Source organism: Pseudomonas lutea, assembly GCF_000759445.1.
Classification (GTDB): Bacteria; Pseudomonadota; Gammaproteobacteria; order Pseudomonadales; family Pseudomonadaceae; genus Aquipseudomonas; species Aquipseudomonas lutea.
In genome coordinates, this window is record NZ_JRMB01000001.1 from 2,252,974 (window position 1) to 2,265,857 (window position 12,884).

Annotated in this window: 9 protein-coding genes; 2 read left to right on the forward strand and 7 right to left on the reverse strand. The window is 61.5% G+C overall.

Annotated elements, in window-relative coordinates:
- Positions 1–9: 9 nt before the first annotated feature.
- From cmk to mtnA, 7 genes are all read right to left on the reverse strand, one after another.
- On the reverse strand, positions 10–699 hold the full coding sequence (gene cmk / locus LT42_RS09675) for a (d)CMP kinase (RefSeq protein WP_037011904.1): 690 nt from the start codon (positions 697–699) through the stop codon (positions 10–12).
- A complete protein-coding gene (locus tag LT42_RS09680; RefSeq protein WP_037011905.1) occupies positions 696–2,939 on the reverse strand; it encodes a bifunctional prephenate dehydrogenase/3-phosphoshikimate 1-carboxyvinyltransferase in 2,244 nt (747 codons plus the stop codon). The genes cmk and LT42_RS09680 overlap by 4 nt, the downstream gene beginning before the upstream one ends.
- Positions 2,932–4,044, reverse strand: a complete 1,113-nt coding sequence (hisC, locus tag LT42_RS09685; RefSeq protein ID WP_037011907.1) for a histidinol-phosphate transaminase — start codon at positions 4,042–4,044, stop codon at positions 2,932–2,934. The genes LT42_RS09680 and hisC overlap by 8 nt, the downstream gene beginning before the upstream one ends.
- Before the next feature lie 84 nt (positions 4,045–4,128).
- The gene (gene pheA / locus LT42_RS09690) at positions 4,129–5,223 is read right to left on the reverse strand and encodes a prephenate dehydratase (protein ID WP_037011909.1); all 1,095 of its coding nucleotides are present in this window, start codon (positions 5,221–5,223) and stop codon (positions 4,129–4,131) included.
- Positions 5,223–6,308 carry a 3-phosphoserine/phosphohydroxythreonine transaminase gene (serC, locus tag LT42_RS09695; RefSeq protein ID WP_037011910.1) on the reverse strand — a complete coding sequence of 362 codons (1,086 nt, stop codon included), beginning with the start codon at positions 6,306–6,308 and terminating at the stop codon, positions 5,223–5,225. Before serC ends, pheA begins: the two co-directional genes overlap by 1 nt.
- A 155-nt stretch (positions 6,309–6,463) precedes the next feature.
- On the reverse strand, positions 6,464–9,259 hold the full coding sequence (gyrA, locus tag LT42_RS09700) for a DNA gyrase subunit A (protein WP_037011911.1): 2,796 nt from the start codon (positions 9,257–9,259) through the stop codon (positions 6,464–6,466).
- Positions 9,260–9,563: 304 nt separating this feature from the next.
- Entirely contained in the window at positions 9,564–10,640 is a 1,077-nt protein-coding gene (gene mtnA, locus LT42_RS09705) for an S-methyl-5-thioribose-1-phosphate isomerase (protein WP_037011912.1), read from the reverse strand.
- A 146-nt stretch (positions 10,641–10,786) separates the two neighbouring features.
- Here mtnA and LT42_RS09710 point away from each other — a divergent pair, with 146 nt between their 5' ends.
- Both LT42_RS09710 and ubiG read left to right on the forward strand, forming a co-directional pair.
- Positions 10,787–12,118: a TRZ/ATZ family hydrolase gene (locus LT42_RS09710; protein WP_037011914.1), complete on the forward strand. Its 1,332-nt coding sequence runs from the start codon at positions 10,787–10,789 to the stop codon at positions 12,116–12,118.
- Between the two features lie 65 nt (positions 12,119–12,183).
- Positions 12,184–12,882, forward strand: coding sequence for a bifunctional 2-polyprenyl-6-hydroxyphenol methylase/3-demethylubiquinol 3-O-methyltransferase UbiG (ubiG, locus tag LT42_RS09715; RefSeq protein ID WP_037011916.1), 699 nt, complete (start codon positions 12,184–12,186; stop codon positions 12,880–12,882).
- Positions 12,883–12,884: the final 2 nt, after the last annotated feature.

The window sequence follows — 12,884 nt, forward strand, 5'->3', positions numbered from 1 at the left end:
GCTCTCTGGTCATCCGGCGAGATCGCGGAGTGCGACTTCGCTCAGGATGCGTTCCAACACCTGCTCGATGGATAATTCGGTGGAATCCAGCTGAATGGCGTCATGCGCCGGCTTTAGCGGGGCTACCGCTCGCTGGGTGTCGCGCTCGTCACGGACACGGATCTCATCTAGCAGACTCGGCAGACTAACATCGTCCCCCTTGGCCTTCAACTGCAAATATCGCCGGCGGGCACGCTCTTCGACGCTGGCGGTCAGAAATACCTTCAGGGGCGCGGCAGGGAAGACCACTGTGCCCATGTCCCGTCCGTCGGCTATCAGGCCGGGGAACTCCTGAAAGGCCCGCTGACGCTGCAGCAATGCTTCGCGCACGGCTGGCAGCGAGGCGACTTTCGATGCACCGCTGCCGACCTGCTCGTTGCGGATGGCCAGGGTTACATCCTCGCCCTCCAGAATAATGCGCTGACCATGGTCGTCGGTTGACGCCATGAACTGCACGTCCAGATGCGCCGCGAGCAGCTTCAGCGCTTCTTCATTGGTCAGGTCGACGCGATGATTGACGGCGGCAAAAGCCAGCAGCCGATACAGCGCGCCAGAATCCAGCAGCGACCACCCCAGACGTTTGGCCAGCTTGCCGGCCACCGTGCCCTTCCCGGAACCGCTGGGTCCGTCGATCGTAATGACCGGAGCTTGAACTTTCACGATTGCCCCTCTTGCGTTACACGAATACCCACCTGCGCACAGAGCGTCAGGAAACTGGGAAAAGAAGTCGCCACAGCGACGCAGCCCTGAATGTGGATCGGGCTGGCCGCACGCAGCGACGCGATACTGAATGCCATGGCAATGCGCGGGTCAGCCTGGGCATTGATTTCACCACCGCCCATGGCCCCACCATCAATAATGATGCCATCTGCGGTGACTTCGACAGCAATGCCTAACGTTGCCAGACCGTCGGCCATGATCCTGATCCGGTCGGACTCACTGGCGCGCAACGCCTGAGCGCCACGCAGCACCGTTCGTCCTTCGGCACAGGCTGCAGCAATAAAGATGGCGGGGAAATCGTCAGTGGCCAACGGCACCAGCCCCTGGGGAATGGTGATGCCCTTGAGAGGCGCATGGCGCACGTGGAGATCGGCTACCGGCTCCGCGCCAGCTTCTCGCGGGTTTTGCAGCGTGATGTCCGCCCCCATCAGGCGCAGAACATCAATCACCCCCGTGCGCGTCGGATTGACGCCCACGCCTTCAAGAAGCAACTCGGAACCCGGGGCAATGGAGGCCGCCACCAGAAAAAACGCTGCTGAAGAGAGGTCGGCAGGGACTTCGATGCGCGACGGCGTAAGCGCTCTCCCCGGCCGGACCGACACACTATCGTCTTCGGCTGAAATCAGGCGGCCGAATCCTTGCAGCATGCGCTCGGTGTGGTCTCGGGTGGGCGCCGGCTCGTGCACCACTGTTGTGCCCTCGGCATAAAGACCGGCCAGCAGCAACGCGGATTTCACCTGAGCACTCGGCAGCGGCATGTCATAGCGGATCGCTGTCAGCGAATGCCCGCCGCGGAGGGTCAAGGGCGGCCGACCGTTTTCTGCCGTTTCGATCACGGCGCCCATCCGACGCAGCGGCTCGATGACCCGCTCCATCGAGCGCCGGGACAGCGAGGCATCGCCGGTCAGCTGGCTGTCAAAACGCTGCCCAGCCAGTAGGCCGCACAGCAAACGCATCGACGTTCCCGAGTTGCCGAGGTAGATGGGGCCCGGCGCGGGTTGCAGGCCATCAAGGCCTACGCCGTGAATCGTGAGGCGGCCTTGCTGGGGACCTTCGATGACCACGCCCATGTCACGGAACGCCTGCACCGTCGCCAGCGCGTCTTCGTTTTCGAGAACGCCTTCGACGACCGTCGTCCCCGAGGCGAGCGAGCCCAGCATGATCGCGCGGTGGGAAATGGACTTGTCACCGGGCACGCGAACCCGCCCGCACACCGCGCCGCCCGGCCGGGCGACAAAAGTCAGGTCGGCGGGCGCTGCCGGCTCGACATAAGCCCGGCGTTCGAGAATCTTGCCAAAATGCTCTCTGGCCACCCGCGCACGCGTAAATACGCCCAGCAATTGATGACCATCGCCCGCGTCTACGGCATCCCGCAGCGCATCAAGGTCGCTGCGGAAGGTATCAAGCGTGCGCAGCACAGCTTCGCGATTGGCCAGGAAGATGTCGTGCCACATGACCGGGTCGCTCCCGGCAATGCGGGTGAAATCGCGGAAGCCACCGGCTGCGTAACGGAAAATATCGAGGTTCTCGTTGCGCTTGGCCAGCGAATCCACCAGCCCAAACGCCAGCAAATGCGGCAGATGACTGGTCGCCGCGAGGACTTCATCGTGCCGTTCGACCTGCATGTGCTCAACGTCCGCACCCAGCGCTGACCACATTCTGTGGACCAGCGACAACGCCAACGGATCGGTATCGGCCAGGGGTGTGAGGATTACTTTGTGGCGCTTGAACAACTGAGCGTTGGAGGCTTCCACCCCGCTCTGCTCGGAGCCCGCGATCGGGTGGCCGGGCACAAAGCGCGCCGGCATCACGCCAAACGCCCCACGGGCGGCGCGTACGACATTGCCCTTGGCGCTGCCGACGTCCGTCAGCACAGCGTCGCCCAGCTCCAGGCCAGCCAGTACGCCGAGGAGCTTCTCCATTGCCAGGATAGGAACGGCGAGCTGGATAACGTCAGCACCTACACAAGCGGCGGCAATATTGACTTCGCAGCGGTCGACTACGCCCAGCTCAACAGCCAGCTTGCGCGATTGAGGGTCAAGATCAACGCCGACCACCTCACGGCAAAGGCCACTTTCTTTCAAGCCTTTGGCGAACGAACCCCCGATCAGGCCGAGACCAACCACCACAAGACGGCCTATCACGGGCGTCGCGGTTTGCAACGGCATGATATCAACCACGCCCCAGAACCTTGCTCAGCGCCTCAAGGAAACGTTCGTTTTCAGCCGGCAAACCGATGCTCACCCGCAAGTGATTCGGCATTCCGTAACCACCGACGGGACGAACGATCACACCTTCGCGCAGCAAGGCTTCGTACACCGGCGCGGCTTCCTGCCCCAGGTCCACGGCAATGAAGTTGGCGCGGGAAGGAATCCAGCCCAGGCCGATCCGGCGCAGACCCGCTTCCATCTGCTGCATGCCGGACGCGTTCGAGCGGCGGCTCTGCGCAACATAGTCGGTGTCATCCAGCGCAGCGCAGGCAGCGGCGAGCGCGAGGCTGTTGACGTTGAACGGCTGACGCACGCGATTCAACACATCGGCCACGACAGGTGACGACAGCGCGTAGCCAACACGCAAAGAGGCCAGGCCATAGGCTTTGGAAAACGTGCGCGACACCAGCAGATTCGGGTAGTCGTTCAGGAAGTCGAGCCCGTCCGGTAGGTCGGTACCTTCGGCATACTCGATATAAGCCTCGTCCAGAACCACAAGGACGTTCTTCGGCACTTGCGCCAGGAAGTCGGCCAACGCATCCGCGCCGAACCAGGTACCGGTGGGATTGTTCGGATTGGCAATGAAGACCACCCGCGTATGGCTGTCGATCAAAGCCAGCATGGCGGGCAAATCGTGCCCCCAATTTCTGGCCTTCGCTACATGGGCACGGGCACCTACGGCCTGAGTGACGATCGGGTAGATGGCAAACGCATGCTCGCTGAATACCGCATTGAAGCCCGGCGCCAGATAGGCTCGGGCAACGATTTCGAGAATGTCGTTGGAGCCGTTGCCCAGCGTCACTTGCTCAGCGTTCACGCCGCAAGCCTGCGACAGCCGCTGCTTGAGCTCGAAACCGTTGCCGTCGGGGTAGCGAGTCAGTTCCGCCAGCGCGTCGTTGAGCGCCTTCAGCACGTTGGGGCCTGGGCCCGACGGGTTTTCGTTGCTCGCAAGCTTGATGATGCGCGCCGGATCAATGCCCAGCTCACGCGCCAGCTCGTCCACCGGTTTGCCGGGAACGTAAGGCGATAATTTTTGCACGCCGGGCTGTGCCAGCGCGAGGAAGTCGCCGCTCATGTACCGCTATACCTTTTCTGATCTTGACGAGAAGCGTCCGCGCAGCCGGTCATCAAGACACGCTGCGCGGGGTCGAACGCTGAATCAAAGCACAGCCTTGGGATACGAACCCAGCACCTTGAGCGCCACGGCTTCCTGGCTGATCTCCTCAAGCACGGCCTTGATCAACGGGTCGCGATAGTGCCCGACGAAGTCGATGAAAAACACGTAGGTCCATTTACCGCTTCGCGACGGACGCGTCTCGATGCGCGTGAGGTCAATGCCGTTCTGATGGAACGGCACCAGCAATTCATGCAGGGCACCCGGCTTGTTGCTCATCGACACAATGATCGATGTTTTGTCATCGCCAGTGGGCGGCACTTCCTGATTGCCGATCATGAGGAAGCGCGTGGAGTTGTCCGGGCGGTCCTCGATCTTCTCGGCAATGCGGGTCAGACCATAGAGGCCTGCGGCCATGTCACCGGCGATGGCTGCCGAGTTCCATTCGCCCTTGACCCGCTTGGCCGCCTCGGCATTGCTGGCAACAGCGATGCGCTCGACGTTCGGGTAGTGCGCGTCCAGCCACTTGCGGCATTGCGCCAGCGACTGTGCATGGGAATAAATACGGCTGATGCTGTCGGTTTTGGTGTTCTCGCCGACCAGCAGGTGATGGTGGATGCGCAGCTCGACCTCGCCGCAGATGACCATGTCATGCTCGAGGAAGCTGTCCAGGGTGTGGTTAACCGCACCTTCGGTGGAGTTTTCCACCGGGACCACACCAAAGTTGACCGCGCCGGCGACCACTTCACGGAACACTTCATCAATGGCCGCCATCGGCTTGCTGATGACGGCATGGCCAAAGTGCTTCAGCGCAGCAGCCTGGGTGAAGGTGCCCTCAGGACCGAGATAGGCGATCTTGAGCGGCTGTTCCAACGCCAGGCACGAAGACATGATCTCGCGAAACAGCCGCGCCATTTCTTCATTGCTCAACGGACCGCGGTTGCGCTCCATCACACGTTTGAGCACCGCTGCTTCACGCTCGGGGCGATAAAACACCGGCTCTTCTCCAGCGGCCAGATTGGCCATCTTGACCCGGGCAACTTCCTGGGCACAGCGAGCGCGCTCGCTGATCAGCTCCAGCACTTTCTCGTCCAGGCTGTCGATGCGAACCCGCAGCGCCTTGAGCTCTTGTTCAGACATTAGCCGTGTTCCTTCTCGAACTCTGCCATGTACGCAGTCAGTGCATTGACCGCCGCGATGTCGATGGCGTTGTAGATAGAGGCGCGCATGCCGCCGACCGAACGGTGACCCTTGAGGTTCAACAGATTCCGTGCTTCGGCGCCTGCCAGGAAAGGCTTGTCGAGGCGGTCATCGGCCAGACGGAACGGCACGTTCATCCACGAGCGGTCCGACGGATTGATCGGGTTGCTGTACAAGCCGCTGGCGTCGATGAAGTCGTACAGCGTGCGCTGCTTGATGTCGTTGCGCTTGGCCATTGCCTCCACGCCGCCCTGCTCCTTCAGCCACTCGAAGACCAGGCCGGACAGGTACCACGCCAGCGTGGGCGGCGTGTTGTACATGGAGCCGTTGTCGGCCGCTACCTTGTAGTTGAGCATCGTCGGGCACAGCGAACGTGCGCGACCCAGCAGGTCCTCGCGGATGATCGCCACAACAATGCCACTCGGGCCGATGTTCTTCTGCGCCCCGGCGAAGATCATCCCGAAGCGCGACACGTCGACCGGGCGGGAGAGAATGTCCGAAGACATGTCAGCCACCAGAGGGACGTTGCCGGTGTCGGGAATCCCGTTGAATTGCAGACCGCCGATGGTTTCATTGGAGACGTAATGAACATAGGCAGCGTCCCTGGACAGCTTCCACTCACTCTGGTCGGGAATGGCGAAGTAATCATGAGCCTTGGCGCTGGCGGCCACATTGATGTTGCCGTAACGGGATGCCTCTTCAACCGCCTTCTGAGACCAGATACCGGTTTCGATGTAATCGGCCGTGCCGTTTTCGGGCAGCAGGTTCAGTGGAACCTGAGCAAACTGCTGACTGGCGCCGCCTTGAAGAAACAGCACTTTATAGTGGGAGGGGATCGCCAGCAGATCGCGCAAATCCTGCTCCGCCTTAGTGGCGATGGAGACGAACTCGTCGCTGCGATGGCTCATTTCCATGACGGACAGGCCTTTGCCATGCCAGTCAAGAAGTTCGGCCTGGGCACGCAGCAGAACGGCTTCAGGGAGCGCGGCAGGACCTGCGCAGAAGTTAAAGGCTCGCTTGCTCATATCCACTCTCGTCGTGTCACGGGTTTAATTTGGAACGGGTGAAATGCGGGGGATGCACTGAGGCTCTGAGTGAAGCCTCTTTGTGACCGGAACGTTGACCGTCGCTTTGGTCAGCGTTCAGAAAGAGGGGCTGTCACCAGCCCCCCGTTTGAACGTTACTGCTGAGGCTCTTCTTCGTCGGCGGCGGTATCCGCTGGCAGGTCGTCGGCGGACTCGTCGGTATCAACGGCGCCGATGACCGCGTCATCGGCTTCTTCGCCTTCGAACACTTCACCTTCCAGCTCTTCGCCTTCGATTTCCGATGGCTCCTGCACACGTTCCAACCCGACCAGTTTCTCGTCCTTGGCCAGTTTGATCAAAGTTACGCCCTGGGTGTTACGGCCCAGGCTCGAAACTTCACCGACGCGGGTACGCACCAGCGTGCCCTGGTCGGAGATCAGCATGATCTCTTCGCCTTCCTGCACTTGAACGGCGCCGACCAGACGGCCGTTACGCTCGTTGCTGACCATGGCGATGACGCCCTGCCCGCCACGCTTGTATTCAGGGAACTCGGTGATCGCGGTGCGCTTGCCATAGCCACGCTCGGACGCGGTCAGAATCTGGCTGCCCTGCTCCGGGATCAACATGGAAATCAGCTTCTGCCCTTCCGGCAGTCGCATACCGCGTACACCGCGGGCCGTACGGCCCATGGCGCGCACTTCGGATTCCTTGAAGCGGGTCACTTTGCCGCCGTCGGAGAACAGCATGATTTCCTGCTCGCCATCGGTGACGGCGGCAGAAATCAGGATGTCGCCTTCGTCCAGCTCAAGGGCAATCAGGCCGACGCTGCGCTGACGGCTGAACGCTACCAGCGGGGTCTTCTTGACGGTACCGTTGGCGGTCGACATGAAGATGAACGGGGCCTTCTTCTTGTCGGCGGCTTTGATACGCGCCTTGCGCTCTTCTTCGGTCTCGTTGCTGTTCTCGAGATCTTCAGCCTCGACGTCCACGCCCTCGGCTTCTTCTTCGTCAGCCCGCTTGCGCATGGCTTCAAGATCGACCGGCAACATGGTGGTGATGTATTCGCCTTCGCTCAACGGCAACAGGTTGACCAGCGGACGACCACGGGCAGCGCGGGAGGCTTCCGGGATCTCGTAGGTCTTGAGCCAGTACACCTTGCCTTTGCTGGAGAACATCAGCAGCGTGGTGTGGCTGTTGGCGACCAACAGGTGAGCGATGTAGTCCTCATCCTTGACGCCGGTCGCCGATTTGCCTTTGCCGCCGCGACGCTGGGCCTGATAGACGGCCAGCGGTTGAGTCTTGGCGTAGCCACCGTGGGAGATGGTCACGACGCGTTCTTCTTCGGGGATCATGTCGCCGAGGGTCAGGTCCAGGCGCGCATCGAGGATCTCGGTGCGGCGCACGTCGCCGTACTCGGCACGGATCAGTTCGAGTTCTTCGCGGATGACTTCCATCAGGCGGGTAGCGCTGTTGAGGATGCGCAGCAGCTCGCCGATCTGAGTCAGGATTTCCTGGTACTCGGTCAGCAGCTTCTCGTGTTCCAGGCCGGTCAAGCGGTGCAGACGCAATTCAAGAATCGCCTGCGCCTGTTCCGGCGACAGGAAATACTTGCCATCACGCATGCCGTACTTGGGATCGAGGTTCTCCGGGCGGGACGATTCGGCGCCTGCGCGCTCGACCATCTCGACCACGGCGCTGGATTCCCACGGCGTGCTTATCAGACCTTCTTTAGCCTCGGCCGGGGTCGGCGAGGCTTTGATGAGAGCGATGACCGGGTCGATGTTGGACAGGGCAACCGCCTGACCTTCAAGGATGTGACCGCGCTCGCGGGCCTTGCGCAGTTCGAACACCGTGCGACGGGTGACGACTTCGCGACGGTGACGGATGAAGGCTTCCAGCAGGTCCTTGAGGTTCAGGATGCGTGGACGGCCGTCGATCAGCGCAACAATGTTGATGCCGAAAACGCTTTGCAGCTGGGTCTGGGCGTACAGGTTGTTGAGGATGACCTCAGGCACTTCACCACGACGCAGCTCGATGACCACGCGCATGCCGTCCTTGTCGGACTCGTCGCGCAGTTCAGTGATGCCTTCAAGCTTCTTCTCTTTGACCAGCTCGGCGATCTTCTCGATCAGACGCGCCTTGTTCAGCTGGTACGGCAGTTCGGTGATAACGATCTGCTGGCGGCCACCGACCTTGTCGATGTCTTCGACAATCGAACGGGCGCGCATGTAGATGCGGCCTCGGCCAGTCTTGTAGGCCTCGACGATGCCGGCACGGCCATTGATGATGGCGGCGGTAGGAAAGTCGGGACCGGGGATGTATTGCATCAACTCGTCGACGGTGAGGTCGCCGTTGTCGATCAGCGCCAGACAGCCGTCGATGACTTCACCGAGGTTGTGGGGCGGGATGTTGGTCGCCATGCCGACGGCGATACCGCTTGAGCCATTGACCAGCAGATTGGGAATACGGGTCGGCATGACCGCGGGGATCTGTTCGGTGCCGTCATAGTTCGGCACCCAGTCCACGGTTTCCTTGTGCAGGTCGGCCAGCAGCTCATGGGCCAGCTTGGTCATGCGCACTTCGGTGTATCGCATGGCAGCGGCGTTGTCGCCGTCTACCGAGCCGAAGTTGCCCTGGCCGTCTACCAGCAGGTAGCGCAGGGAAAACGGCTGGGCCATACGAACGATGGTGTCGTAGACCGCAGTGTCACCGTGCGGGTGGTACTTACCGATGACGTCACCGACCACACGGGCGGATTTCTTGTACGGCTTGTTCCAGTCGTTACCCAGTTCGCTCATCGCGAACAGTACCCGCCGGTGCACGGGCTTCAAGCCGTCGCGCGCATCGGGGAGAGCTCGTCCGACGATGACGCTCATCGCGTAGTCGAGGTAGGACTGCTTCAGCTCGTCTTCGATATTGACCGGGAGGATTTCTTTGGCCAGTTCGCCCATGAGAAGCCTGATTCCTTTTTCTGGTGAAACCTCGTCAGCCATACGGGATAAACGAGGCTTGCCGCTGCCGACGATTGTCATGCAGCGACTTATGACAAATCAGCGAGTTATGCCATGAATGTGAGCAGTCACAGGGACCGCTGGACGGTCCTCTGGAAAGCGCCGGATGGTACCACAATCGCCGTCAGGCACGAACTGTTTGCAGGCGCCACAGACACACCATTTTTGCAGCAGACGGCTGAGACGCGCTCACAGGGCCCGATAGCGGGTGTGACGATGAACGGCATTACCGGCGACAAGGTGATCAATGCAGGCGTTTACGGCACATCAACAACGCCATTTTGGCGGTGTCGGGACGCTCGACGATGCCCTTCTCGGTAACGATGGCGTCGATGAGATCGGCGGGCGTCACGTCAAACACCGGGTTGAACGCATCGACGTCCGCGCCCACGCGCTTGCCGCCCACTTCGAGCAACTCGCGCCCGTCGCGCTCTTCGATGGGAATGTCGTCGCCGCTGGCCAGGTTCATGTCGATGGTGGAGCTCGGCGCCACCACCATGAACCGCACGCCATGGTGCATGGCCGCCACTGCCAGTTGATAGGTGCCGATCTTGTTGGCGACGTCGCCGTTGGCGGTGATTCGGTCAGCCCCGACGATGACCCAGGTGATGCCCTTGGTTTTCATCAAGTGCGCCGCCGCAGAGTCCGCGTTGAGCGTGACCGGAATGCCTTCGTTGACCAGTTCCCATGCGGTCAACCGGGAGCCCTGCAGCCATGGGCGGGTCTCGTCGGCGTAAACACGCTCGATCATGCCTTCAAGATGAGCCGCGCGAATGACCCCCAGCGCCGTGCCGAATCCGCCGGTCGCCAGCGCCCCGGTGTTGCAATGAGTCAGCACCGTCTGCAGGTTGCCCTGGTGCTTGCGGATCAGTTCGGCACCCAGTTGCGCCATGGTCAGGTTGGCTTCGCGGTCGCTCAAGTGAATGGCCACCGCTTCCGCCTCCATGATCTTGCGCGGATCTTCATGGTCCTTGATGCGGTACAGGCGTTCACGCATGCGATTCAATGCCCAGAACAGATTGACCGCCGTGGGCCGGGAGTTGGCCAGTAGCTCGAAGTCTTCTTCCAGCGCCATTTGCCAATTGTCGCCCTCGGCGAGGCGATCAATGACTGCCAGGACAATGCCGTAGGCGGCACTGATGCCAATGGCCGGCGCGCCGCGCACAACCATCGTGCGAATAGCCTCGGCCACGCCCTCGGCGCTGGTGTAAGGGTGCCAGGTTTCCTCGAAGGGCAAGACCCGCTGATCCAGCAGGTACAAGGTGCCGTCCCGCCAATCGATGGCCTTTACCTTCTCCGCAGCCAGTAACCGATCGCGCATTGCACACCCCACATGATGAATTTTTGAACGAACCACGCTGCCCGTGCGCCCGAAGCTCTTAAAAAGCCGCCGATTATAGCGAGCCGCCCGGGAAGACGCTCGGGTATACTTCGCCGTCCCCGTAATAAGCCATTGGATGCCCGCTCATGCCTCATTCCGCTGCCCCGCTTGACCTGCTCTTGCTGCCGGACTGGCTGGTGCCGGTCGAACCCGCCGGCGTCGTGTTGCAGCAGCACGGCATCGGCATTCGCGATGGCCTGATCGTTTACATCGGCCCGCGCGCCGAGGCCTTGCGCCAGCCGACCCTGGAAGTGCGCGAGCTACCCGGCATGCTCCTCAGCCCCGGCTTGATCAACGCGCACGGTCATGCAGCAATGACGCTGTTCCGCGGCCTGGCGGACGATTTACCGTTGATGACCTGGCTACAGGACCATATCTGGCCGGCTGAAGCCAAGTGGGTCAACGAAGACTTTGTGCGCGACGGCACCGACCTGGCCATTGCCGAGCAGCTTAAGGGCGGCATTACGTGCTTCTCGGACATGTACTTTTTCCCCAAGGTCGCCTGCGAGCGCGTGCACAACAGCGGGATGCGCGCGCAAATAACCGTGCCGGTGCTGGACTTCCCGATTCCGGGCGCGCGCAATTGCGACGAATCCCTGCACATCGGCATCGAGCTTTTCAACGACCTGGCGCATCACGATCGCATCAAAATCGCCTTGGGCCCGCATGCCCCTTATACGGTCAGCGATGAAAACCTCGAAAAAATCCGGGTCATCGCCGATGAGCTGGACGCGATGATTCAGATGCACGTCCACGAGACCGCATTCGAGGTCCACGACGCCGTTCAGCAACGTCAGGAACGCCCCCTCGCCCGCCTGCAACGTTTGGGACTACTGGGTCCACGCTTCCAGGCGGTCCACATGACGCAGATCAGCGATGACGACCTCGCGATGCTGGTCGAGAGTAATTCCAGCATCATCCACTGCCCCGAATCCAACCTGAAGCTGGCCAGCGGTTTCTGCCCTGTTGAGCGTCTGTGGCAGGCCGGCGTCAATGTGGCCATCGGCACCGACGGCGCAGCCAGCAACAACGACCTTGACCTGCTTGGCGAGACCCGCACCGCCGCGCTGCTGGCCAAAGCGGTTGCCGGGTCAGCGACTGCGCTGGACGCGCACCGCGCCCTGCGCATGGCCACGCTCAACGGTGCTCGGGCCATGGGGATCGACGGCCATACCGGCTCGCTGCAAATCGGCAAAGCCGCCGACATGGTCGCGTTCGACCTCTCGGGCCTTGCGCAACAACCGGTTTACGATCCGGTCTCACAACTTATTTACGCGACGGGTCGCGATTGCGTTACCCACGTGTGGGTGGCCGGCAAGCCCTTGCTGCAGGACAAGCGCCTGACCCGCATGGACGAAGAAGCGCTGACCCGCACCGCCAATGCCTGGGGCAAGCGCATCGCTGAAGCCAAAGCCTGACCCATTGAGCACGGCCACGGTCAGATACCGTGCCGGACCCCGAATTCAGTTTTAGAGGAAACCACATGAGCAACGTCGACCACGCCGAAATCGCCAAATTCGAGGCCCTGGCCCATCGCTGGTGGGATCGCAACAGTGAATTCAAGCCGCTTCACGACATCAACCCGCTACGGGTCAACTGGATCGACGAGCGCGTCAATCTGGCCGGCAAAAAAGTGCTGGACGTCGGCTGCGGCGGCGGCATTCTGAGCGAGGCCATGGCCCTGCGCGGCGCCACCGTGACCGGCATCGACATGGGCGAAGCGCCGTTGGCAGTCGCCCAATTGCACCAGCTGGAGTCCGGCGTCAGCGTTGAGTATCGGCAGATCACCGCCGAGGCCCTGGCCGAAGAAATGCCCGAGCAGTTCGATGTCGTCACCTGCCTGGAGATGCTTGAGCATGTGCCAGACCCCTCTTCGGTCATTCGCGCCTGTTACCGGATGGTCAAACCGGGCGGCCAGGTGTTTTTCTCCACCATCAACCGCAACCCGAAGGCTTACCTGTTCGCCATCATTGGCGCCGAATACATCATGAACCTGCTGCCGCGGGGCACCCACGACTTCAAGAAATTCATTCGCCCTTCCGAGTTGGGCGCGTGGAGCCGGGATGCCGGACTTCAGGTCAAGGACATTACAGGCCTGACCTACAACCCGCTGACCAAGCACTACAAGCTGGCGTCCGACGTCGACGTCAACTACATGATCCAGACGCTGCGGGGAGAATAAGC

Excerpts from the sequence above, each read along its gene's own strand:
- hisC (WP_037011907.1), bottom strand. The coding sequence starts at position 4,044 with ATGAGCGGCGACTTCCTCGCGCTGGCACAGCCCGGCGTGCAAAAATTA.
- pheA (WP_037011909.1), bottom strand. The coding sequence starts at position 5,223 with ATGTCTGAACAAGAGCTCAAGGCGCTGCGGGTTCGCATCGACAGCCTG.
- serC (WP_037011910.1), bottom strand. The coding sequence starts at position 6,308 with ATGAGCAAGCGAGCCTTTAACTTCTGCGCAGGTCCTGCCGCGCTCCCT.
- gyrA (WP_037011911.1), bottom strand. The coding sequence starts at position 9,259 with ATGGGCGAACTGGCCAAAGAAATCCTCCCGGTCAATATCGAAGACGAG.
- mtnA (WP_037011912.1), bottom strand. The coding sequence starts at position 10,640 with ATGCGCGATCGGTTACTGGCTGCGGAGAAGGTAAAGGCCATCGATTGG.
- LT42_RS09710 (WP_037011914.1), top strand. The coding sequence starts at position 10,787 with ATGCCTCATTCCGCTGCCCCGCTTGACCTGCTCTTGCTGCCGGACTGG.
- ubiG (WP_037011916.1), top strand. The coding sequence starts at position 12,184 with ATGAGCAACGTCGACCACGCCGAAATCGCCAAATTCGAGGCCCTGGCC.